Here is a 24,516-nt window from a genome sequence, read left to right as displayed (position 1 = left end):
ATCATGAAGAAAGGATATATAAAATACGTGATGCTGGCGATGCTGGTATCGAGCGTACTCGCATCCTGCGAAAAAGGCTTTTTGGACAAGGCACCTGATGAAGACCTCACCATAGATGACGTCTTCGCTGAACGGCAGTATGCCGAACGTTTTTTGACGGCAACCTATAATTACTTGCCGACGGGAATTGATTTTGCCGAATTGCCGGGCAGAAACCCGTTTGTCGGGGCTTCCGATGATATGGAAATGTCGTGGTTGAACCGGTTCTCCCACCGGATGAATGGCGGCACTTGGGGTCCTAACGACGTCCCCTCAGATCAACACTGGTCAATACCTTATCAGGCCATCAGGCGGCTTAATCTATTTACGGAAAATATCGTGACGACGCCCATGGAGGAACAGGTTAAACAGACCTGGATTGGAGAGGCTGAATTCATGAAAGGCTTCTTCCATTTTCTATTGGTGAGACTATACGGGCCAGTACCCGTTATCGCGCATTCGTATCAGCCGTCAGAGGATTTCACTAATATCAAACGCAATACGCTATCGGAATGCATCGAATATATCGTTGCACGGTGCGATGATGCGATTCAGAAACTGCCGATGACCGTACCATCAGCCAGCGAAGGCCGCATAACAGCGGCGGCGGCATTGGCACTCAAATCGCGCGTGTTGCTTTACGCGGCAAGCCCCCTGTTTAACGGTAATCCGGACTACGTGGATTATACGGATACAGAGGGCAACAAATTATTCCCCGCGTATGATGCACAGCTTTGGCAGCGGGCGGCTGATGCGGCAAAAGCCAGTATCGACCGCTCAGAAGCAGCTGGTTATCGGCTTTATCGATCGCCGAGCAACGACCCGCTTCAGAATTATCAGCAGGTATTTACGGAACGACATAATCAAGAGGTGCTTTTTGCACGTAATCTGGGCGTTCACTCTTGGCAAGAAATGGGGGGTGCACCCAACAGTGAGGGGGGCTGGAGCGGATTGTGTCCGTTGCAACGGCTCGTAGACGAATACGAAATGGCCGATGGGTCTACGCCCATTACCGGATACCAAGCGAATGGTGAACCCATCATCAATGCTGCTTCGGGGTACAAAGAAGAAGGCTATGTAAGCGAAGCCCATCCAGCGGGCTACTACCCGGCAGGCATACGAAATATGTATGTAAACCGCGAGCCACGCTTTTACGCGACCATCAACTATAACGGTGCATGGTGGCGGGGACGGCAATTGCAATTCTGGAACTCGGGTGCAGAAGGAAAGTCAAAGGGCGGATCGGAGCTGTACACCGTAAACGGATACTTGCTAAAGAAGTTTATGGATGAACAGAATGTGAACATCCGGGAGGGCCGTTTTGTGTTAAAAACGTGGGTGTATTTTAGGCTTGCAGAGCAATACCTCAATTATGCCGAAGCACTCAATGAAGCCCAGGGACCGGTGGATGCCGTATATACCTACGTTAATGCCGTGCGGGATCGGTCGGGGTTACCTGGACTGGCACCCGGCTTAAGCAAGGAAGCGATGCGGGAAAAAATACGACATGAACGGCGCGTAGAACTTTCTTTTGAAACCCATCGCTATTTTGACACCAGAAGGTGGCTGATCGCAGAAACGACGAATAAAATAAATATCTATGGTATGAACATTCATGTCGGAACATCATTAAACGATGATGCGTATTACGAACGGACATTCCTCAAGGCGCGTGTTTTTGATAAGAAACACTACTTATGGCCGATTGATCAGAACACGATCAATGTAAGCCCATTGATCGTCCAGAATCCTTTTTGGTAATAACTCCACTTTGATGAGACCTTAAGCCCCCTTAAGTGGGGGCTTTGTATTTTAAAATACCGGGATACCCAACATCTCTTACGCCATCTGTGGGTTTGACTTCCTATAATCTGTCCGTTTTTTCCAATGTTGGAAATACGTATTGGCCGTTCTTTGCCTACCAATGCCCTGATTGACGCTTAACTAAATTAAACATACAATGAATAAAGAAATTAAATACAGCATCTCAAAATTAGTAAATGCACCAAAATCGATTGTTTGGTCGGTAATTTTATCTCCAGATACCTACAAGGAAATCTGGGCGGCTGAATTTTCGGGATCGTGGGAGAAAGGCCGGGCTTTCAGCTTCTCAGGGGAATGGGATGGCGTACCTTATCAAGACAAGTGTAGCGTAATTGACAGGCACGATGAGAAATTATTAGTCTACACGTATTGGAGCTCTTTTTGGAATGTGCCGCAGCGTGAGGCTGAAAGCTGTATCATCAAATACGAGATTAACGAACTGGATGAGCACAGTTCCGAGCTCACCATCACGCAAACCGGGTTTCGGGATGATACCCATTATGCAGAAACCGTAACGCTTTGGGAGGATACCATCGACTTTATGAAACGGGTTGCGGATAAGTTATATCTCGAAAGCGATAGCTAAGGCCATAGAAAACCGAAATTATCTTTGTAATTTCATACTTTTGAATGGTATCCGATCGGAAGAATAGGTAATTCATGAAGCAAAACTTAAATTTAAGGTCGCTATACACGCCCGTGCAGCCGGCAATAAAGGGTATTGAGCAACATGTTTCCTACATCGAAACCTTACCGGACGAAAGATTACAACAATACATCTACTGTTACTGGTTTCTAAAAACGGATGAACAGATGCAATCACCTTATATCTATAATGTGGTTGCAGATGGGTGTATTGATATCGTTTTTGACTTAAACGACCCATCCTCAAACTTCGTAATGGGATTTTGCAATCGGAATAATGAATTTGTTATCGATAAATCATTTAATGCGGTAGGTATAAGGTTTCTCCCGGCAATGTTTACTGCACTATTTCACACGGATGCGCTGGAGTTTTATAACACGCTGGTTCCCTTAAATTTATTTCTTAAAATACCATCGCAATTCATCGAAAACAGCTTCGCTATACAGGATAGTAATCTTGCGATAAAAGGCAAATTGGACAATTTCTTTCTTAAAATAATAAGTAAAAATGCGATTGAAATAGATTTTCGCTTTCAGGTAGCATTAACGATGATTTTACGGAATTGTGGTGCGGTGAAGTTAAACTCGGACTTAGCTATTGGGCTTAGCCAAAGACAATTAAGGCGTTATTTCGAATTACATATAGGCGCATCGCCTAAGGCTTTCAGCCAAGTTGTAAGGTTTCAAAATATGCTGAAAGCCGGCCCCTCTTTAAAAAACACAAAGACCAATAAACTATTCTACGATTTTGGCTATTACGATCAATCACATTTTATAAATGAATATAAACGCTTTTACGGATGTTCTCCTACTAAGTCTTTGCGTTAAATTAGTTCAGCTTGCCTACGGCTATTTCGATGCCTCGGTATCCCTTCTTTCTAAATGAGAGGAATGTTGTAATCAGAAAGATTATCAATAAGGTAACTACTTGAATTTCTTTAATTGCAATTGATAGAACGATGAAAAATATGGTCGTAATCATGTTGCAGTATAATGTTAGCCCTTCAAGAACTTGTAATTTACTTTTTGCGTTTGCATAATTTATGGAGGAACTTAGTAACATAGAAATTCCTCCCGACAAAAACCACATCAGCTCTTCTCCAAAGGGTCTAGGATAGAAGACTGGGTATAGCAGATGAAGCAAGCCAAATATCAGTATAACCAAGCTTAATAATTTATAAGTTTTCATCCGGTTTAATTTTAGTAACAACGGGTAAAACAAACCCAATAGCATATAATGCCAAAAGCGCAATCATAACCAGCGTAAAGTCATCGATCATATATTTCTGGCCTATCCAAACAAAAAATGATAGCGTACATACATATAAAATCGATATGTAATGTTTCTTACTTAAAAAATTGAAATGAAACCTGGTAAGATAAAGCAGTAAACTTCCCATAAAAACTAAACCAGCCCCAAACATGGCATTAAAACCTATCCAAAGATTCCAAAAATTACCAGTTTGATCCATTTGAATGGAGGTCGTTTTCAATTGTTCAGCAATACGTTCAGGAGCAGGATGTAAGTCGGAAGAGAAAAAAATCCCGTGAATGTGCAGTATACCGCTGCTGATTAAAATACCTGAAGATAAAAACCAGCACAGCTTAGAAAAATTCGACTTCCTCATCTTTTCACGATTTGTTAAGGGCATAAAGTTATGCTCATAAACCTAATTGGAATTGGAAAAAAGGGACATATCCTAATGATGATAAAAAACAAAGCCCCGAAACGGGGAGAATCGGGGCTTGTTAACTAACCAATTATAAACCTAAATTATGAAAAGACAATTTTATAAATTTTACCAACTGACTATATAACGCATGAAGATACCATTTTGTTACCGGTGGAATTGTTAAGATTTGTTAAATAGTCATTGGGATGATAAACTCTTAAGATAACGGGTTCGCCCCAATGGGTTAGGGGCTATCTATAGCTTTACCTTCGACAGCGCAGTGACCAGATCTGCTGGCCGGAATGGTTTATTCAAAATATCCAGAATATTCAGTTTCGCCAACTTCAGCCTGGTTTCGGCCATGATGTCTGCAGTAAGGATGATGATCTGAATATCGGGATATTCCCTGCAGATGATTTCTGAAAGCACATAGCCATCCATCTTGGGCATGTGCAGATCAACCAGAGCGACTGAATAAGGCGCGCTCGCCAGATACCGAAGTGCTTCCTCCCCGTCTACCGCGCAATCGGGAACCATGCCCAGCTGTTCCAGCTGCTTGCTCACAACCTTGGTGCTGATTTGGTTATCCTCCACGAGCAATACGCGCATACCCCGGAGTCTTCCTGGATGGGCAATTGGATCAGAAGGATGCGGGTGGACCTTGAGCGAAGTTGTCGGTGATGGAAGCGCAAAATGGAGGTCGAAGCAAAACTCGGCCCCTATGCCGGGCGAACTCTTGAGTTGGATATGGCTGTTGTGCAGCTCAACAAGCCGCTTGGTTATGGTAAGCCCCAACCCAAAACCCACGTATTGTTGGTTAGGTAGCTGGGCTAGTTGCTTAAAATTCTTAAATATCTCCTCATGGTAAACCTCCGGAATACCGGGGCCTGTGTCCTTTACCGAAAAATGCAGGGTAACATCGGTGTCCGCCCGCGACAATTCGCGCACGGCGATGGTAACCTGTCCTTGGTCTGTGTGCTTAGTGGCATTGCTGACTAGGTTATAAAGAATCTGGCTCAGACGGGTTGGATCGCCGGTTATTTGGGAGGGAACAACCTCATCCACCTGTGCGACCACCTCAATGCCCTTCGCCTCGGCCATGGCTTGAAACTGATTCTTGATGTTTTCAATCAATTCTACCAAATTGAACTCCGCCTGGATCAGCCGTAATTGCCCGCTTTCCATTTTGTTGAAATCGAGTACATCGTTGACAAGTCGAAGCAGATGTTCTGACGAAAACAGCAAATTGTTTAGCATGTCCTCCTGCTCAGGTGAGTGGACCTGCTTCAGGTGATTGCTTGCGCCGATAATCCCGACCAATGGTGTCCGGATCTCATGACTCATCACCGAAAGGAAATCCGATTTGACCTGAGCGGCACGTTCGGCCATTTCCTTGGCCTCCAACAACTCAATGGCCTCCAGCTTCTCCTTGGTGATGTCCATCAAAGCGCCGCGTAACCTGACCACTTGATTATTTTCAACCACGGGTACGGCTCGCACACGCACCCATTTGATTTCTTGCCGCGAGGTAACTATACGCACCTCTATGGTATAAGGAAGCTTGTCTACCTTGCATTTTTCAAGCGCTTGGATTACCACATCCCGGTCAGGGCCTGGAAAAAGCGGGAGATTGCTGTCAAACGTGGAGAAATCAGCATCCTCCGAAACGCCTAAAATCACATGCATCTGATTTGTCCAAGAAACTTCACCCGATACAAGATTGTATTCCCAGCCGCCCGTATGGCTAAGCTGCTCACTGATATTCAGCAATTCATTACTCTGTTCCAACCCCGCCTGGGTTTCTTTCAGCGCACGATTACGCTCAACCTCTTCGGTAATTTCCTGGATGACGATGATCAACCGTTGGTCCTCAGGCCTGCTCCGCTGCCGAATCGGTATGACCTTAAGCCGGTACGATTTCTCGATGGCCGGGTCAGTGTGTCGGTATTCCAATGTCGTCTGCCTGCCAGTCTGGATTGCCTGATTCACAGGATCTGCAAACATGGGCGCCCACTCCTTGCCGAAGGCACCCGCTATGGTCATACCCAGAAAACGTTCCTTCGGCATGAAGAGCCGTGATTCATCCGCTACCCATACGTCTCTGAAAATCTTATTGCCGTCTATCTCAAAAACGATATCCTCAATCAAGGTCATCATGGTCTTCATCCGGTCGGCAAGTTCCCGATACGCGGCATTGGCTGCTTTTGCTCCGCATGCGGCTTCGTACTCGGCCGACTCATCACGTATATACATCATGACATGGGGTATTTTACTGCGCTCTGCAATCAGTAAGCATACATCAGCACAGCAATCACGGGTGCCTTTTTGAGGATGTTCGATGCGGAATTTATAGTGGTTTTTCCTTTCCCGATTCCTCACCGTTTTTTTCAGCGTGTCTATGGTGGGCTGTCGGTCTTCAACAGGCAGGTAGCCAGCCCATCCGAAACCACGCATCCCGAGGTTGCCGACCCCAAAAATCTGGCAACAGGCTTCGTTGGCAAACAAGCACCTGCCTCGCCCGTCTGCCAGTATAACACCGATAGGTGCGTCCTGCAAAGTGTGCTGGAGACTGGTTATGTGGAAATGCGGAAATTGCTCTTCTTGCATGGTTCCACTTGTAAAATGTATTAAAAATAGTCAGCAAGGCAAATCTAGTAAAAAAAGCATGGATAGCCTGCCCCATGTTGACCAATTTAATACATGTCGAAAATCCGCTGCTGCTCATCCTGAGCGCGGAGCTTAACCCTTTTTATTCCGCAAAAAAACGCGCTGCATTCTGAAAGAAAATCTTGTCTTTCTGCTTTTTTGACAAAAAGGTAAGTCCGTTTATCGCAGCAATGACTTGCCGCACGTCTCCGTTATCGGTACCGAACATAAGTCGATCTTCCAAACCAGCCTCCATGAACGCGCTCATGATGGCGGCAAATCGATCTGCCGATACAATCGCTGGATTGGAAAGGACGGAAATATCTGCATAGACCTGCTCATTTTGCGTCATGATTGAAATAGCATCGCTATAATAGCTATCGCCAGCATGCATAATCCAAACTTTTAATTTAGGAAACGTTGAAAGCAGCTTTTCAAAGTGTAATGGGCTACCAAGTTCTTCCTTGAAGTTTGGCGCACCATGATTGGGGCCGGCTCCGCCGGTGTGTATGCCAACAGGAAGGTTGTACCGCTCCGCTAAAGCATAATAAGGTAGCAGTAGAGAATCCGACGATGAAATACCATAATATTGACTTAAAATTTCGCCTAAAAAATCGATCTTTCCAGCTTTTATCTGCTCCTCGACCCAATGAAGTGAGGGCCAGTCCTGCCCATTGGGAAAACAGGGTTGGAGGCTATAGGGAACATGTCCATTGGGGCAGGGAAACATGAGGCCATACAGGAAATTTATTTTTGACTTGCCTCGATAGCTATTTTGGAGATTCCACGAGGTACTTATTGCTGCCCGATGCACGCCCGCCTGTTCCAGTGCAGCAAGCTGCGCCGGAACATCACTACTGCCGTGAAGGTGCACGTCGAACACTTTTTGAATGTCTTTATCGCTTGATAACATGGGAGAAAGCAAAACACCCAGCAATAGCAACAGTGATTTCATTCCGAACAATTTGTTTTTAATGACTGCCTAGAACCCGCATTTCATCGCCATTCCTGTGTAGATCGGCACTGGCATAGCAGGTTTCACAGCAGCGTATGACTTGATTAACACAAACCTAATGATTTGAATTTAATAATACCATGGTTAACAGTATACTGGCGTACCAAAAAATTCCGAGATTCACGAAAGCAGGTACGATGCCAAACAAAATTGACGCGAATACCCGCGTTTTTATCAAAGAAAAGCCCCGAAACGGGGAGAATCGGGGCTTTCTAACTAACCAATTATAAACCTAAATTATGAAAAGACAATTTTACTAACTGACTATATAACGTATAAACTTCCCATTTTGTTACAAACGAAGTGTAATCTTTGTTAAAAACCGATAAGGATAGGAATATAGCCTTGAGTCTTAATTTGAGCGTATGAGTAGCTGACTGAGCTTATTGAACATCTTGAGCCAGCTTTGGTAAGCACCCGTTTTTTTCGCTTCCTCTTCCAAAACCGTTTGATGAATGGTGACCTTAGTTTGTTGTTTTATCGGTTCGAAAGTAACAGTGGTAATCAGACGTTCGGGCCAGTCTTCCGGTTTACCAGCATCAGCTGAAGCCACGTCATTCCCAAGTTCATTCGAAAGTACCATGGTAAACACTAATTTATCAGGCGCTGATACTTCGAGGTACTTTCCTGTAATCCAGCAATCGCCATATATGGGATCATGAACGCAAGAATGAAAGCTTCCCCCAGGGCTAACTTCGATATGTCGGTATTCAATTGTACAGCCATCGGGCGCGTACCAAACCTTCAGTTTTTCGGGATCTGTCCAAGCCCGGAATACGATTTCTCGTGGGGCATCGAATAAATGCGTGATTAAAAGTTCCTTTTTTGTTGTGCTCATCGTACTAGCTATTTTGAGTTCTGAAGGAATTGGTCTAGCTTTTCAAAGCGCTGGTTCCATAACGTGCGGGACTTTGTGACCCAGTCTACAACTTCATCCAGCTGATCGATCTTGGCTTCACAAACCTGCTCGCGCCCCTGCTGCGTAATCGAGATCATACCACATTCCTTGAGCACTTTGATGTGTTTGGCAATGGCCTGCCTACTCATGTCAAAATCCTCAACAATCTGCGCAATGTTGAGGGGGCCTTGTGCTAATTTGTGGATGATTACCCTGCGGGTAGGATCTGAAATAGCCTGAAAAATATCTCTTCGTTCGATCATAATACAACCAAATGGTTGCTCAAATATAAACACAACCATTTGGTTGTACAAATATTTTGGATAATATTTTACCCTTACAAAACGATACAGGAAAATAGAAAACTCAACGAAATTACTTGGCTAGCGCGCTCAAAGCATCACCTGTTGACCTGACAAAATTGACGTGCTTTCCCTTGTTACTTTCATAGATAAAATCCTTTAGGCTTTGGCTCGTAAATGTTGAGTAGTCGCCGACAATGGCAAGCTGGATGCGATAATTGGCAAATTTTTGAAGAATATCTCCCGCCATCTTGTTCTTTAAATCGAAGAAGTCGGCCGTGATATCTTTTTGATGGATAATGATTTTGTCAAACCCTTGGTAATAAATATTGCCCATCAAATCCAACGCATCTTCGGTGTTTTGGATGATGATTTCTTCCGAAATTACTTCTGCAATTTTTGAGTTATGTATGTTGTGTTCTTGGATCTTCATTTTGAATGGTATTATACTTTACAAAGATGCGCGTCTCGAAAGCTATTGGCGGTCCAGGTTCAAATCTTCGATATCAGACATTTCGTCCTCCGACTCATCCGCACTTCTTATCAAGTCTTCATGGACATCAAAACCGAAAGCGGCACTTCTTTCTTGATCGATCTGGGTTTTATAATACGTGCCGTCAAAAAAGCCCAGCGCCTTTTTGTTGGTTTGGTTTTTTATATTTTTCTTATAATACGCTTCAGGCACCCGTTTTACCTTGGCGAAAAAGGGAACATCTTCACGCTTTATGCCTTCAACTCCAGGCTTCACCAACACCTCTTTATCTGCTACGGCCAGATCCTGCGCCTTTTCCCCCTTAAGTTTAGCGGCTTTTTCTTTCGTAGCGAAATCTAAATGTTCTCTTCTTTTGCGTATCCCCGCAATAACACCAATACGCTTTCTACCTTCGTGCTCCTCTTGGCTTCCTTTCGTATACGATTTTTCTTGTTTAAGGAAACCGCCTTCCAGCATTTCAACCCCAAGGGGCTTATTATCATCATCCACTGGTTTTGGAGCATACTTTCCGGCGCTGACCGCCAAGCCTTCGGCCTCAAACGAGAGGTAGGGAGAATCTTGGGAATCGTCAACGATGTGTTCTTCGGGCGTGGCTGACCCCTCGGGGTTTTGCACCGTGAAAATAGCAGGGTTATCGCCATAGAGATTGGCGAGGTTATTTACACTCATCCCCCGGTATATCAAATCGCCGCCTAAATCAGCTCCTTTCTTTTCCGCTGCCTTACGCCCCCTTTGGGGGACGTCTTCGCGCACTCCGGGTGCGCCGGACTTCTTTCCTTTGCTGGGGCCATGCTGCTTAAACAGGTGCTCCTTATATTCGTCTTTACTTAATTCCCGTTCATCGGATTTTACCTTGTAACTATCCTTTGCGACGACAACCTTTCCATTTTTCTTCATCACATACTTTTTCAGCTGTATGACGGGTGAAATGCTGGTCATGCCGGCTTTCAGCTGCATGGGTAGACCGGTAAGACCGGGACTCCCATTTTCGGCTGCTTGTTGCAACTTCGCTTGCGTGATGGCCTCAGGTCGCTTATCGGTAAACCGGATGGTTTGCCGGGTAGTGACGGCATTATCCTGCGGCGGCATCGGGCGTGTGATACGTTCTTTCGTTGCGTACATAGCGTAGTGTGTCCATCACAATATTACGGATTGTTGGCGAGGTTTTCATTCGTAATGTGAAAATTGTCAGCTGGTATACCCATGATAGAGGTATAAGGCGCCGGAGGTCCAATTCGGCCCTTCAACCCCGGATAGTTGAACCGATTCATCATGAGTGCCACGTATCGAAACGAGTGACTGTCTGGCAATTCCACCATGTTAGCCCAAACCCGTGTACCCGCACGTTCGTCCCATGGTGGCAGATCCATTTTCAACGTGCCGAATTCCTCCAGATTAGGATACGAATAGATAAAGATCTTCCGTTCATCACTTCCGGAAAAACAATAAGGTATCCCACCGATACGTTGAATGGATGTCCCTGTCGAATTATGGGATACCGGCTCGGCAATGCGTTGATCATCCTTATTCCAATGAAACCGATTCTAACATGATGGCTTTATAACCACCGGTGTTTTCACAGGTGAGTATGCGCCATCTCGCTACATCGGCATCATACAGCATATGCGGGTCTTCGATATCTCCAACAATGCCAAAGGGCGCAACTTGCCGATAATTGCTCCAGGTTTTAGTGCGGCCAATGAAATGGAATGCGCCTCTTCAAAAACGAATCGTCGGACACCCTGACGTGTGAAGTTAATTTCATCGGGGGAGAGTTGACTCTGCGCTAAGGCACGGTTGGGAACAAAGGAATTAATTTAGTGTTTCCGCTTTTAGTGCAAAGCGTCTCGATAGGCTTTCAACGCTCTTTCTCTTGCCATTTCGTGAGACACGATAGGGGCTGCTAAACGTTGTTGATAATCGGGGTTCCAAGTTTTGATATACTGTAAGTCCTTGTCGAATTTCTGTGTTTGGATAGTTGGATTGAAAATGCGGAAATACGGCGCGGCGTCGCAACCACAGCCCGCAGCCCACTGCCAGTTCCCGTTATTGGATGACAGCTCATAGTCCATTAATTTCTGTGCAAAATATGCTTCACCCCAGCGCCAATCGATAAGTAGGTGCTTGCAAAGGAAACTGGCCACGATCATCCTTACCCGGTTGTGCATGAAGCCGGTTTCGTTGAGCTGTCGCATTCCTGCATCGACAATGGGGTAGCCGGTTCTACCTTCGCACCATCGCTGGAATTCTGCCTCGTCATTCCGCCATACAATGGAATTATATCGGGTTTTAAAACAGCTGTTGACTACACGTGGGAAATGGTACAAAATCTGCATGAAAAATTCCCTCCAGATCAACTCCGACAACCAGGTTTCATTGTGCCGCCGGGCAAAAGCTACGCACCGGCGTATGGAGATGGTTCCAAATCGCAAAGCGCTGCCAAGTCGGGTCGTATGATTATGGGCCGGAAAATTACGGTGTTTGTCATAGTCGCCAATAATAGTCAGGTCCAAGTTGGGCTGTTGAAATACCACATCGGTTTTCTCAAACCCGATTGCTGCCAGGGAATGTATTTCCTTTATTTTCGTTTTGTAAAAATTATCGAATGAAGCTGGTAACGAGGCCTGATGTTCCGTCGTTAGCGTAGCTTTCCATTTACTTGCATACGGGGTGAAAACGGTATAGGGGCTGCCATCATTTTTTAAAATTTCTGATTGATCAAAGATAACCTGATCCTTAAAATCATAGAAGCCGATATTGTTTTCCTGTAAATACGCACCTACTGCTTGATCACGTTTGATGGCTTGAGGTTCGTAATCCCTGTTGCAATAAACAGCATGAACTGCATAGATTTGCGTGATTTTCTTGAAAACTTCTACGGGTGTGCCGTGATAGGTATGTAGTGATGATTGATGTTGCTGCAATGTGAGATGCATCACACCCAATGCCTGGCAAATGTAGTCTACACGACGATCACAACGGTCATCCAAGAGGTTGAGTATATCCGTATCAAAAACAAATACCGGCAAAACCGGAACTCCCGCAGACAAGGCGTACTGTAAACCCACGTTGTCTTCCAGACGTAGGTCCCGCCTAAACCAAAAAACAGCCACCTTACTTTCCATTAGCTAACGCCTATATCAAAAACCCCTTGAAATTTAGTTTTTCCTGAAATCCATACTTCGCCTTTAAAAGCAATGCGCCATGGTTGCCTACAAGTATACACAAAAAAGGCCGGGCTACCGACGTTCCCCGTAAAGATGGTCACTGAGTAAAACTGACTTGGATCTGCTTGCCTAACGACTAGGTTTAACCGGTTGATTTGTTTAGATTTGTGGATACAACAACATAGAAACATGACCACGTTATCTGAAAATCACCGCATTCATTTACAACGTTGCGTGGCCCTAGCGAAACAGGCACTGGCTGAAGGTAACGATCCGTTTGGCTCGCTGCTTTTAGCTGCCAATGGCGAATTGTTGTTTGAGGATTACAACCGTACGGTAAACGGCAACCAAATGCTGCATCCGGAGCTGGCCCTTGCGCAATGGGCGGTGGCGAATATGACGTTGGAAGAAAGGGCAACAGCCACCGTGTATACATCCGGCGAGCATTGCGCCATGTGCTCGGCTGCACATGCATGGGTGGGGTTGGGAAGAATAATCTATGCCAGTTCATCCGAGCAACTGCAGGAATGGATGGTTGAATTCGATGCCAAACCTTCACCGATTAATCCTTTGGGCATCAAAGACGTAGCACCAGCGATTGAGACCGAAGGCCCTTATCCGGAATTTGCCGAAGCGATTCGGGAGTTACACAGAAAAAGGATAAGGCCGGCATAATGTATCCTACCCTGTTGGCGCTACATTCGGTAATCCGCTGGCTTGTATTGGCTGGCTTACTGTTCGCACTTTTCCGTGCTTATCGTGGTTGGATTTCAGAACGGCAGTTTTCTCGATTTGATAATTCCGTGCGACATTGGACGGCCACCATCGCTCATATCCAGCTAGTACTTGGCCTTTTGCTCTATTTCATTAGCCCGATAACCACGTACTTCTTGCAGCATTTCAATCAAGCGGTCCATCAGCGGGAACCCCGCTTCTTCGGCATGGAACATAGCTTCATGATGGTTATCGCAATTGTGGTTATCACAATAGGTTCAACAAAGGCGAAACAGAAAACAACGGACAATGGAAAATTCAAGACCCTGGTCATTTGGTATACCATCGCCCTGCTAATCATACTTACTTCTATCCCGTGGGCATTCTCGCCATTTACACGCAGACCAAATTTCCGACCATTCGTTCTCGCAAAAGTAGCACCACCCGGACAAAAGTGGCTCAAACCAGATCAAAAGCCATGGCAAACCGGAGCAGTTCCGCAAAGGAACTACATTCAATTTTACGAATGATATTTTTCCGGTGTGTTGAGACGGTATTTGGAGAGATAAACAAGATTTCGGCAATCTCTACCGACGATTTCCCATTTGCCAAAAGGGCAATGATTTCCTTTTCGCGCGGGGTCAATTCAGAAAACTTTCTATAATTTTTCCGGATATAAGAATCTTGGTCTAGCGTCTTGGTAACACGGGCTATAAGGCTATTTATACCTGCAACCGGAGAAGACAGCAGTACAACTTTGTCGACCATACTATCCGCCACGCGGAGTCTCACCAACTTGCAAACCGTATAGAACCAAGTATAGTCATTATCACCATCGAGTTTTACCCGCTGAAAAAAATTATACTGCCGATCGAAGTCGCCTGCTTCCAGGTAGTCGCCCATCCCCTGAAATATTGCGGTAGACTCTTCCTTTACAAAATATTTTTCGTAGTAAGCTTCACCCATTGCATTGATTTCCGCCAACGAAGACCCCAAATGCTCCAGCCCCCAATTATTCATATAGCTGCATCCGATGGGCTTAAGGCCATCCAGATCCTGAAGCATTACAGATGCTGGAACAATTTCGCCAAAATCTGGCACTCGCATATCGCCCTTCTTCAGGCTTTTGGAAAGTCCGTGAAGCTGTATATCCAATTGGTATTTCATTGCAGGCTAGATGTAATGTATTAATAGGTCCGACGGCTATTTTAACAGCACGAAGATAAGGTTTTAATCTTGCATGCAAAAATACCCTAGGTTAGGTATTTATACGCCCAAGTCTTAAAGATAACTTTGCATAAACTATTCACAAAAAAGTAATTAGAACGTTATACGCCCATGAACGTAAATGCTTACGCAGCCCGCCACAGTGATTTTACGGACAAAATAGATGTAATTTGTCCAAAATGCGGGCGGAAGGCATTGGTAATTGGTGCTAGTGTTTATGCATCGGTTGCCGAATATGAAAAAAATGTGCGTTTTTCCTGCGTGGCGTGTGGCTATGCAGTCAAATACGGCAATACTCCAAAATTTACGGCGTTTATCAATACTAAGGGCAAAGCCGTACAGGGCAGAATGTTGTTTCTGAACACGACCTGTGATCCATTTTTCGGTTTTGGTCTATGGTACATGATTGAAACTCCGTACGGCACATTATGGGCCTATAACCTGGATCATCTTTCGGTAATTGAACACCATATCGCCGACAGAAAGCGCGAAAGGAACGGCTTACCAAATCAAAACAACAGTATTGCAAGCCGATTACCCAAATGGGCCAAAGATGCCAAACACCGAGATTCGCTGTTGCGGCTAATCTTGCGATTTAAAACAGCTAAAAGCTAGACCCCTTGTTTGCCTTTTGATTTATGATAGACAATTGTTAGCTTCATCCCTTGTTAGTCACTTCGATTAGTTAAGGAAAATGAAGTTTTTATTTTTAGTGGCCATACTGTTATTGGCGGGCGGGTACCTCTGCTCCTACCTATTGTCTCGAAATGATAGCCGCCCTTTTCTATCGGCCAGCGCTCGCAATAGTGTAAGGCGTTTTTGCATCACCTGCTTTTTTTTGGGGACGGCGCTTTGCTTATTCATGTTGTACATCAGGATTAGGTATTAAATTCAAACATTCCCCCAATTTGGGCGTTACTAAACCAATGAGATCGGTTTGGAAATGGTCTATCGGGGTTGCGGTGTGCGCGATTGCAGTTGTAGCAATTGCCAATTGGTATGTAAACTATTCACTGAAGCCGAAAATGGAGGTGGCGTTGAAGAAGCGGGTAGTTGATGGCACTAATGGGCACTATCGGCTGACGTATGACGAACTGGAGTTATCATTGCTCGCAGGCAACGCTACCGCTACGAACATCCGGCTTACGCCAGCTATGTCGGCCGATACCCGCCATCGGCCCGCCGCAACAATTTACCACCTGCGAATTGGGCGTTTAAAGATCAACGGCGTAGGACTGCTTCGGCTACTCATTTCCAATCGTCTGACTATCAATACGATCACTATCGACACGCCCTCATTCCGTATTGTCCGGCATCGGCAGGTCGATACCGGAGCCACAGATTCGGCCTCCAAACCGGTACACGAGCAGATTACCCAAACCCTATCGGGTATAAAAGTGAATCGTATCGTGCTCCAAGCAGGCGAATTTGAATTGGCGGATGAACACGATGCGACTCACCTGCATATCCAAAAAATCACAGGAACTGCACGGGATATCCGGATCGATTCGGCTTCATTACTCGATACCGCACGTCTTTATGGTGCAAAGGCCATCCAACTGGAAGCGGAAACTGTGGATTACGTCCGACCGGACAGCCTGTATCATCTGCAAATCGGTCCGCTACATTTTCAGACCACCAAGGAGGAATTGGTATTACATAATCTCCGTTATGGGCCCACATTAAGCAAAGCGGCGTTTTACCGTCGAACACAATTAGCAAAGGATATCAGTAATATCTCCATCTCACGCATCGGCCTTACCGGGATTGATATAACGCGTTGGGTAAGTGCACAGACTATCGCTGCAGCGGCGCTGCATATCGACAGCGGGAGCATCGCGATCTATAAAGACAAAACGCAACCGAATCCGCCCGAAAACAAAATAGGTAAGTCGCCGCACCAGCAGTTGCTGCGATTGGAACAACCGGTAGCCATCGACTCAGTATTGATCGGCGCGCTTGATATCGGCTTTACCGAAGTAAGTGACCAAACCGGCAAAGCGGGTACGGTGACATTCGAAACGACTAGCGGTGTAATACGCAACCTCACGAACGATTCACTAGCATTGGTCCGCAACCGGTTTATGGAGCTTCATGCACGTTCACGGGTCATGGGGGCCGGTGATCTGACCGTCGACTTCCGCTTCGACCTACGGGATAGTTTGGGAGCACACAAGTACCGGGCTCAATTGGGCCCGATGAGCGGTACGCCGTTCAACAAAATGCTCACACCACAACTCCACGTCGAAATTGAGCACGTGGCAATCCAGGGATTGCGTTTCGATATGGAGGCCAACGACAGGCGCACCGCAGGTACGCTGCATCTGGACTATGACAACCTGAAAGTGAATATGCTACGGGAAGACAATGAAGGCGGAACCTCGACGAAACCGATCGTATCCTTCTTTGCCAATAGGTTCCTCTTGAATGATAGTAATCCTGATGCCAACGGCGTACGCCATACCGGGCAAGTATACATCGAGCGCCCGTATTCGTTTTCGTTCTTTAAGATGATCTGGCGAAGTATCCGCGAGGGTACGAAGGAATGTATTGGGCTGTAACCCGTCAGTTCTTTTCTGATTGCTGCAGATGCAGGGAATTAAGCTGTTCTAATATTTTATATTGACCAAGTATGGCCGATTGTTCAACAACATCCGGAGGAACCATAGTCGTATGGTTGGCCAACCCCAGTAGTTCCAGAGCCAGGTTATAAACAGGTGCTAAGTGGATGCCCGCACAGAGCACAATTTCATCACCCCCGCTAAGGTATTTCAATTCGTGGCCAAGAAGCAGTCCGATCAGAAAGTCATAGTTCTGCGATTTGGTGAGCTTGTTCAATACTTCATTGCACCTCACAGTGAATATATTCTCCAACAAGTCAGTCTTTTTACCGGTCAATAACCCAGTGTTAAAGCAATCCACATCCATGTCGGCCGGTTTAGTTGCCGAAACGTTTGTCTTAATGGTACTGAAATTGGTAAGCAGCGAAAGCAACTCCCCGGTAATGAATGTCCTGAAGTCACGAACAGTAGCATGCGCTACGTCGATGTGTTTGGAATGCGTACCCGGAAAGATGAACGTCTTTCGTTCGGATGCGAACGTTTGCTGCCAACATCCGATCAGCTGGGTCTCTTCGCCACGCATAATATTGCCCTCAGTCCGAAGACCCGACAATAAAATGACCTGCGGGTTGCCGAACGCTTCCATAATCTTTAAATTGATTTTTGGAGGGTCTAATTCAAACGGCACCATGCTATACGGTACTTCTTCTATTCCGATTGAAGAACTAGCCATTCCGGAGATGACAATGGGAGTCTCCTGCAGCGTTTGCATCGGCAGGCCAAGGTCGGCCGTGATTTTTTCCAGGTAGGGCCGCAACCGCGTCAGGTAATAATCTGCCCGATCTGTACGGGGTCGCTCCAACCATCCATTGTAGACTTCGGATACACCCATCGCGGCTTGCTCGCTACCCAGTAGTGTCACCCCGCCCTGACTTATCTTTACTAATTTAATGCGACAATTTGTAGTGCCCCAGTCAACGCTAAAAAAAATCATAAAACGACAGCAAATATATCTGTTGATTACTCGCTTGGTTATTTAGAGTTCTTTGATGGACATTTTCTTCCACCTTACTTTGATGCCGCCACCGTCGTGGATCTGCAAAGCGATGAAGCCCGTAGCCTCGCCGATTTTCTCATCAGACAGCTGTACCATCTGCTTGCCATTGAGCCAGGTAGTCACCTCGCCCCCTACGGCGCGTATCTTCATCTTATTCCAAGCGCCCGGCTTGAGGTATTGCTCATCCTCGGGAGCGGGCTGTATCAGCCAACCGCGGCCATAGGATTCGTAGATACCACCTGTATGGTTCCCAAGCGGAGCCACCTCTACCTGCCAGCCCTCGATTTTCACGCCCTCGATATCCGAACGGATGAAAACCCCACTGTTACCATCAGCCTCCTGCTTAAAATGGACCACCAACTCAAAGTCCTTATACGTTTCTGTCGTGGATAAATACCCGTATTCCGCATCCGGACCGCTCTCACACACCAACTCTCCATCTTCCACGTACCATTTTTCGGTACCGTGTATTGTCCATCCGGAAAGATCTTTTCCGTTGAACAGGCTTTTGCGTTGGCCGATTGCTGAAAGATGGACCGTCAGGCACACCGCAATTAGAGCGGTTTTAAGTAGTGATTGCATCGTCATTAAATTAAATTAGTCAATATTCAATATATAGGTAATCATCTTCTATGCTGTCGAAAGGGAACCTCCGGGTTGTATCTTAGGCAAATACAATCAATGCTTCCCATGCTGGAAAAGAACAAAAGCAAAAATATCATAATAACCTGGTATATACAAGGGAAGTGATTTGAAATTGTCGTTATACCTATTGACCATCGCTATCACGAGTTTTACAGAAAAATCGTACCTTTGTCTTTTATAGAAACCACTAATAGTCAGGGATGTTATCGAAGAAAACGAAATACGCCATCAAAGCGCTGATTGTTTTGGGCCGCAATTACGGTAAAGAGCCGATGCAGATTTTACGCATTGCAGAAGCAGAACGTATCCCCAAAAAATTCCTCGAGCAGATCTTATTAGAAATGCGCAACGCAGGAATCCTGTACAGCAAGAAAGGAGCGGGCGGGGGTTATAGCCTTAATAAAGCGCCCGAGGATATCCGCCTCTCGCAAGTGATGCGCCTCATCGATGGCCCCATTGCCCTGCTGCCTTGTGTGAGCCTCAACTTCTACAGGAGCTGCGACGAATGTAAGGCGGAGCACGTCTGCGGTATCCGTGATACGTTTATTGATGTCCGAAACGCCATGCTCCAAATTCTCAATGATACCAGCATAGCGGATATCATCAATAAAGAGTCGCGATTGGCTTTGGATGTATAATCGGTAATCAGTGACCGGCGGCCGGTGATTCGATTCCAAATTTGGAGGCCAATCCCATTAAATCTTGCCATACCGCATCGACCAATGGAATGCCATGCGTTTTGCGTTGTTGAACAGACTCATATTCCGGTTCACCGGGAATGACCACAGGCTGCTGCTCATTGATGCGTCTGGCTTCCTTGAACCGCGCAATCCACTGATCCATATTAGCTTTGAATTCCGAAACGGGCCGGAAACCATCCACCCGCATAGCACCCACGAAATGGCCGATGCCCTGCCCAGGCTGATCGGCCACTGGTTGCAGATAAGCCACAAAAGGTGGTACCCAAGGTCCGTAATTGGCTCCGGAAAGCACCCCGGAGAGAATATCAACTGTGGCTGAAAGTCCAAAACCCTTATGGCTACCATGTTCGCAGTCGCTGCCCAAGGGGAGAAGTGCGCCTCCTTTTTTCACTGCTGCTGCATCCGTGGTTGGATTACCTTGCGTGTCGAGCGCCCAGCCTTCGAGGATGGGTTTACCGGTACGATCCGCAATTTCCAGCTTGCCGTTGGCAGCAGCGGAAGTGGCCATATCGACCACAACCGGTGGATATTGCCCAGCAGGAAAAGCATAGCATATCGGATTGGTACCAAGTAATCGTTCCGACGAAAACGTGGGGGCTACTAACGGGCTGGCATTAGTGAGCGCATAACCAATCATCTCCTGATCTACCGCTTTGAGCGCATGATAGCCTGCAATACCGAAGTGATTGGAGTTGCGGATGGCTACCCAGCCAGAGCCGTACTGCCGCGCTTTTTCAATAGCGACATCCATGGCATACGGAGCTACCACAAGCCCCAGCCCGCCATCGCCATCTATCGTAGCCGTAGTAGGTGTTTCGTGTACAATGCGAACATTGGGAGTCGCATTCAGGCGGTTGTTTTCCCACAGCCTTACGTACCCACTAAGGCGAGCTACGCCATGCGAGTCAATACCACGTAAATCTGCTGAGACCAACACATCTGCGGCTAAAGAAGCATCAGCATCGGAGCAACCGATGGATTTGAAGATGCGATAAGTAAATGCGCGTAAGCGCTGCTCAGGTATTGTCATTTTTATGCTTTATACGGTGTGCTTAGGGAATACGCGTCGGAGTCGATCAGGTAGAAGCCCTTATTGCAATTCGTCATCCTCAAAATCGCCATCAAAAAGACTGCCAAGCATATCGGCAAACACTACGCCACCATTAAGATAATCTTTATTGAGCTGCGAATATTCAGCCAATCCGTGAAGTACAAACTCCATGAGCAGCAATAGCTGACCTTCAACAAGCTTTGGATGCAATTTTTTGACCAAGGCATACAGCCCGGGAACCTGCATGACCGCCTTTTTGTATTGGTTGTCCGACAGGCTATCTGTCAGTTCGAGGCGATTCCCCATGGTAAACCAGTCGATAATGGAGGCATAAAGGTTTTCACTTTTAGATTTCTTTGCTTTCTCGGGGTGGGGAAAATATTGCGTAAATAGTGTTTTCACGGCTGACCCGATCAGGCGATGCGCCACATGTACCGGTCCTTCCAGTTCGCCTTCGTAGACCAGCTCGATTTTGCCGGTAACAGCAGGGATGATACCCGCAAAATCGGATAGGCGGGCCACGGTCTTCTCTTGTCCGGCCGTGAGCATGCGGCGCTCGGCGGCGCTGACCAGGTTTTCAAACGCCGAAATGGTGAGGCGAGCGGAAACACCCGATTTCTGATCGATGAACTCGCTCTTACGGGCTTCAAACGCCACTTGCTCCACCAAATCCTTCAACAATCCGTCTACCTCAACGGTAATGCGCTGCTCTGGGGTGATGCGTGCTTCCTGAAAGGTAATTTTGCGCGATATCTCGATGCTCTTCGGATAGTGGGTCAGTATTTGGCTTTCGATCCGGTCTTTGAGTGGTGTAACGATGGCTCCGCGGTTGGTATAATCTTCGGGATTGGCGGTAAATACAAACTGGATATCGAGCGGCAGGCGCAGCTTGAATCCCCGGATTTGGATATCCTTTTCCTGCAGCATATTGAAAAGGGCTACCTGTATGCGTGCTTGGAGATCTGGAAGTTCATTGATAACAAAGATTCCGCGGTGCGCCCTGGGAATCAACCCAAAGTGAATGACGCGTTCGTCGTTATAGGTGAGCTTCAGCGTAGCCGCTTTGATGGGATCGACATCACCCACCAGGTCGGCCACCGTAACATCGGGGGTAGCAAGTTTCTCGGTGTATCGTGCCGACCGGTGCAGCCAAGCGATGGCTGTATCGTCGCCTTTGGTTTCAATTTCGTTGCGCGCATACCATGAGATGGGATGTAGGGGATCGTCAAACAGCTCGCTGCCAGCCACATAGGGCACATACTCATCCAACAGCTGTACCATAAGGCGGGCAATACGCGTTTTGGCTTGACCACGTAACCCCAACAACAGGATATTGTGTCGTGAAAGAATTGCGGTTTGCAATTCCGGAATTACCGTATCATCATATCCCACAACACCTTCAAAGCCCGCTTTATGTTCTTGCAATTGCTTGATGAGGTTCGCTCTTAATTCGTCTTTTACTGTTCGGTATTGATATCCTGCTTTTTTGAGTTCGCCTAAGGTGTGGATGTTCTTCATTTATTGCTGATACGCTTTTGTGTTTGCTAATTCGGTTATCGCACAGTTTTCCTCCTGTTGCGCACATAATCTTCAAAGATGTATTCGCCGAGGCCCTGCAGGGAGCTATAAAACGCTCTACCCCCATTGGTTTCGGTAAACTGCCGAACGAACTGCTGCAGGTACGGGTCGCGTGCGATCATGAAGGTGGTAATGGGAATATTAAGCCGCTTGCACTGCGCGGCCATGTTCAGCGTTTTGTTAACCACCTTGCGATCGAGCCCTACGCTGTTTTTATAATAGCGGCCATTTTCCTTCAAGCATGTTGGTTTGCCATCGGTGATCATAAAAATCTGCTTGTTATGTGTTTTGCGTCTGCGTAGTAAATCTGTAGCAAGTTCTAACCCGGCCAAGGTATTGGTGTGGTAAGGCCCTACCTGTAGGTAAGGCAAGTCTTTGAGGCTGATGGGCCACGCATCGTTGCCAAAAACGACGATGTCCAACGTGTCTTTCGGATAACGGGTATGGATGAGCTCGGCCAAGGCCATTGCCACTTTTTTGGCTGGCGTAATTCGGTCTTCACCGTAGAGGATCATGCTATGGGAAATATCGATCATCAGTACGGTAGCTGTCAACGTCTTATAATCCCGTTCTTCCACTTCCAAGTCACGCTCGGTCAACATGAAGTTGCCGAGACCATGATTGACCTGGGCATTGTGAATGGACGATGTCATATCAATCTGATCGAGGCTATCACCATATTGGTATTCGCGACGGTCGGCATTTTTCTCCTCACCCAATCCCGAGTGGTTACTGTTATGGTTACCTTGGCCACTTTTACGCAATTTCCCAAAAATCTCCTCTAAAGCCGATTGGCGGATGGATTGTTCGCTTTTGGCTGTAATCGCCAATTGGCCGGAGGCCGGATTGTCACTCAGGTAGCCTTTGTCTTTAAGATCTTGGATGAAATCTCCTATCCCATAACTATCGTCAGTAACCCGGTACTGTTTATCCAGCTCATTGAGCCAGGCCAAGGCTTCATCAGCGTCGCCCGCGGTATAATGGAGCAGCTGCATAAAGAGTTTCAATAGCTCGTCAAAACCGCCTTTGGGCAATTCATTAGGAACGTATTTTGAAAAATGGTAGCCGCGCATGTTGTGTGCTTATTCGTTTGTCGGTGAAGCCGTAATTTCCTTATGCGGAACAGCAGTCTAAGGTAATTGTTTTTTACGATTGTACGAATCGGTGGTTGATTTTTGACATTAGGCGTATAATTGATCTTTATTCCACATTTAGCAAATCCATTGGAAGATTTCCTAATCGCTAAATTTCCGTATCTTTGCACCCGATGAACACTGATACACCCTATGTCTGTTAACATCGGAAATATCGACTTAGGGGTATTTCCACTTCTCCTTGCACCCATGGAGGACGTGAGTGATCCCCCTTTCCGTTTTGTCTGCAAACAAAATGGGGTGGATATGATGTATACCGAATTCATTTCTTCGGAGGGGCTTATCCGCGATGCCGCCAAGAGCAGGCAGAAGCTGGATATCTTTGAATATGAACGGCCAATTGGTATCCAGATTTTCGGCAGTGACATCGACACCATGCGTGAGGCTACCGAAATTGCCTCACAAGCAGGTCCCGATCTAATTGACATCAATTATGGCTGCCCCGTCAAAAACGTAGCCTGCCGCGGAGCGGGAGCCAGCTTATTGCAAGATGTGGTTAAAATGACGGCGATGACCAAAGCCGTGGTCGAAGCCACCCACCTCCCTGTAACGGTGAAAACCCGCCTGGGTTGGGACGACAACACCAAAAATGTATACGAAGTGGCCGAGCGTCTGCAGGATGTAGGAATCCAGGCGCTAAGCATCCATGGCCGCACGCGGTCACAAATGTATAAAGGGCAGGCTGATTGGCACCTCATCCGTGAGGTAAAACGCAATCCCCGTATCCGCATTCCGATTTTCGGCAACGGCGACGTGGATAGCGTAGAGAAAGCCGCGGCTTGGCGGATGGAGTACGATGTGGATGGCATCATGATTGGGCGCGCCGCTATCGGCTATCCGTGGATATTCCGCGAAATCAAACATTTCTTCCAAACCGGCGAATACCTGGCAGGACCGACCACTGCGGAACGCGTGGCCGTTTGCCGCACACACCTGCAAAAATCCGTGGAGTGGAAAGGCGAAAAGACAGGCATCTTCGAAATGCGCAGGCATTATGCCAACTACTTCAAAGGCATCCCCCACTTCAAAGAGTACCGCATGAAGTTGGTATCGTTAACCGATATTGCGGATATCCACAATGTGCTTGATGAAATCAGTGAGCAATTCGAGCTGGAAGTTGCCTAAC

The 24,516-nt window shown here is 46.6% G+C and carries 23 protein-coding genes; 8 read left to right on the top strand and 15 right to left on the bottom strand.

Translation table 11 applies throughout. From position 1 onward, the window contains the following. Positions 1–3: 3 nt before the first annotated feature. From IEV98_RS04840 to IEV98_RS04830, 3 genes are all read left to right on the top strand, one after another. Positions 4–1,800, top strand: a complete 1,797-nt coding sequence (locus tag IEV98_RS04840) for a RagB/SusD family nutrient uptake outer membrane protein (RefSeq protein WP_188504764.1) — start codon at positions 4–6, stop codon at positions 1,798–1,800. Between the two features lie 199 nt (positions 1,801–1,999). After that, complete coding sequence (locus IEV98_RS04835; RefSeq protein ID WP_188504763.1) at positions 2,000–2,449, top strand: SRPBCC domain-containing protein; 450 nt, start codon at positions 2,000–2,002, stop codon at positions 2,447–2,449. A gap of 74 nt (positions 2,450–2,523) precedes the next feature. Further along, positions 2,524–3,336: an AraC family transcriptional regulator gene (locus tag IEV98_RS04830; protein WP_188504762.1), complete on the top strand. Its 813-nt coding sequence runs from the start codon at positions 2,524–2,526 to the stop codon at positions 3,334–3,336. A gap of 347 nt (positions 3,337–3,683) precedes the next feature. Here the strand turns inward: IEV98_RS04830 and IEV98_RS04825 are convergent, their stop codons facing one another. From IEV98_RS04825 to IEV98_RS04785, 9 genes are all read right to left on the bottom strand, one after another. Then, complete coding sequence (locus tag IEV98_RS04825) at positions 3,684–4,136, bottom strand: LIC_13387 family protein (protein WP_188504761.1); 453 nt, start codon at positions 4,134–4,136, stop codon at positions 3,684–3,686. A 300-nt stretch (positions 4,137–4,436) separates the two neighbouring features. After that, positions 4,437–6,788: an ATP-binding protein gene (locus IEV98_RS04820; RefSeq protein ID WP_188504760.1), complete on the bottom strand. Its 2,352-nt coding sequence runs from the start codon at positions 6,786–6,788 to the stop codon at positions 4,437–4,439. 142 nt (positions 6,789–6,930) lie between these two features. Then, complete coding sequence (locus IEV98_RS04815) at positions 6,931–7,782, bottom strand: amidohydrolase family protein (protein WP_188504759.1); 852 nt, start codon at positions 7,780–7,782, stop codon at positions 6,931–6,933. A 412-nt stretch (positions 7,783–8,194) separates the two neighbouring features. After that, positions 8,195–8,680, bottom strand: a complete 486-nt coding sequence (locus IEV98_RS04810; protein WP_188504758.1) for an SRPBCC family protein — start codon at positions 8,678–8,680, stop codon at positions 8,195–8,197. Positions 8,681–8,688: 8 nt separating this feature from the next. Further along, positions 8,689–9,003, bottom strand: coding sequence for an ArsR/SmtB family transcription factor (locus tag IEV98_RS04805; protein ID WP_188504757.1), 315 nt, complete (start codon positions 9,001–9,003; stop codon positions 8,689–8,691). 112 nt (positions 9,004–9,115) lie between these two features. Then, positions 9,116–9,475 (bottom strand): DUF4180 domain-containing protein, encoded by a 360-nt coding sequence (locus IEV98_RS04800; protein WP_188504756.1) that lies wholly within the window; start codon positions 9,473–9,475, stop codon positions 9,116–9,118. 42 nt (positions 9,476–9,517) lie between these two features. Further along, positions 9,518–10,657 carry a hypothetical protein gene (locus tag IEV98_RS04795; protein ID WP_188504755.1) on the bottom strand — a complete coding sequence of 380 codons (1,140 nt, stop codon included), beginning with the start codon at positions 10,655–10,657 and terminating at the stop codon, positions 9,518–9,520. 23 nt (positions 10,658–10,680) lie between these two features. Then, positions 10,681–10,905, bottom strand: coding sequence for a hypothetical protein (locus tag IEV98_RS04790; protein ID WP_188504754.1), 225 nt, complete (start codon positions 10,903–10,905; stop codon positions 10,681–10,683). Positions 10,906–11,367: 462 nt separating this feature from the next. Then, positions 11,368–12,660 carry a cryptochrome/photolyase family protein gene (locus IEV98_RS04785; RefSeq protein WP_188504753.1) on the bottom strand — a complete coding sequence of 431 codons (1,293 nt, stop codon included), beginning with the start codon at positions 12,658–12,660 and terminating at the stop codon, positions 11,368–11,370. 231 nt (positions 12,661–12,891) lie between these two features. Here IEV98_RS04785 and IEV98_RS04780 point away from each other — a divergent pair, with 231 nt between their 5' ends. Further along, entirely contained in the window at positions 12,892–13,377 is a 486-nt protein-coding gene (locus IEV98_RS04780; RefSeq protein WP_188504752.1) for a nucleoside deaminase, read from the top strand. 498 nt (positions 13,378–13,875) lie between these two features. Here the strand turns inward: IEV98_RS04780 and IEV98_RS04775 are convergent, their stop codons facing one another. Continuing rightward, complete coding sequence (locus IEV98_RS04775; protein WP_188504751.1) at positions 13,876–14,583, bottom strand: helix-turn-helix transcriptional regulator; 708 nt, start codon at positions 14,581–14,583, stop codon at positions 13,876–13,878. A 171-nt stretch (positions 14,584–14,754) separates the two neighbouring features. On the opposite strand from IEV98_RS04775, the gene IEV98_RS04770 reads away from it, so the two are divergent. Both IEV98_RS04770 and IEV98_RS04765 read left to right on the top strand, forming a co-directional pair. Beyond that, entirely contained in the window at positions 14,755–15,258 is a 504-nt protein-coding gene (locus IEV98_RS04770; RefSeq protein WP_188504750.1) for a hypothetical protein, read from the top strand. 311 nt (positions 15,259–15,569) lie between these two features. Next, entirely contained in the window at positions 15,570–17,204 is a 1,635-nt protein-coding gene (locus tag IEV98_RS04765) for an AsmA family protein (protein ID WP_188504749.1), read from the top strand. 4 nt (positions 17,205–17,208) lie between these two features. On the opposite strand, the gene IEV98_RS04760 is transcribed toward IEV98_RS04765, so the two are convergent. Together IEV98_RS04760 and IEV98_RS04755 are read right to left on the bottom strand one after the other, a co-directional pair. Next, positions 17,209–18,198, bottom strand: coding sequence for a 2-dehydro-3-deoxygalactonokinase (locus tag IEV98_RS04760; RefSeq protein ID WP_188504748.1), 990 nt, complete (start codon positions 18,196–18,198; stop codon positions 17,209–17,211). 42 nt (positions 18,199–18,240) lie between these two features. Beyond that, the gene (locus IEV98_RS04755) at positions 18,241–18,843 is read right to left on the bottom strand and encodes a 3-keto-disaccharide hydrolase (protein ID WP_188504747.1); all 603 of its coding nucleotides are present in this window, start codon (positions 18,841–18,843) and stop codon (positions 18,241–18,243) included. Positions 18,844–19,106: 263 nt separating this feature from the next. On the opposite strand from IEV98_RS04755, the gene IEV98_RS04750 reads away from it, so the two are divergent. Continuing rightward, a complete protein-coding gene (locus IEV98_RS04750; protein ID WP_188504746.1) occupies positions 19,107–19,544 on the top strand; it encodes an RrF2 family transcriptional regulator in 438 nt (145 codons plus the stop codon). A 7-nt stretch (positions 19,545–19,551) separates the two neighbouring features. Here IEV98_RS04750 and IEV98_RS04745 read toward each other — a convergent pair whose 3' ends face one another. Genes IEV98_RS04745 through IEV98_RS04735 form a run of 3 tightly spaced genes read right to left on the bottom strand, consistent with a single transcriptional unit; the run spans position 19,552 to position 23,309 of the window. Beyond that, a complete protein-coding gene (locus tag IEV98_RS04745) occupies positions 19,552–20,637 on the bottom strand; it encodes an Ldh family oxidoreductase (protein WP_188504745.1) in 1,086 nt (361 codons plus the stop codon). 60 nt (positions 20,638–20,697) lie between these two features. After that, positions 20,698–22,176 (bottom strand): sigma 54-interacting transcriptional regulator, encoded by a 1,479-nt coding sequence (locus IEV98_RS04740; RefSeq protein ID WP_188504744.1) that lies wholly within the window; start codon positions 22,174–22,176, stop codon positions 20,698–20,700. A gap of 35 nt (positions 22,177–22,211) precedes the next feature. Then, a complete protein-coding gene (locus IEV98_RS04735) occupies positions 22,212–23,309 on the bottom strand; it encodes a vWA domain-containing protein (RefSeq protein ID WP_188504743.1) in 1,098 nt (365 codons plus the stop codon). Positions 23,310–23,522: 213 nt separating this feature from the next. Between IEV98_RS04735 and dusB the strand changes: the two genes are divergently transcribed. Beyond that, positions 23,523–24,515: a tRNA dihydrouridine synthase DusB gene (gene dusB / locus IEV98_RS04730; protein WP_188504742.1), complete on the top strand. Its 993-nt coding sequence runs from the start codon at positions 23,523–23,525 to the stop codon at positions 24,513–24,515. The last annotated feature ends 1 nt before the right edge of the window (position 24,516 follow it).

The sequence above is a fragment of the Parapedobacter pyrenivorans genome, assembly GCF_014636865.1.
Lineage (GTDB): Bacteria > Bacteroidota > Bacteroidia > Sphingobacteriales > Sphingobacteriaceae > Parapedobacter > Parapedobacter pyrenivorans.
This window is presented reverse-complemented; position numbering and strand designations above follow the sequence as displayed.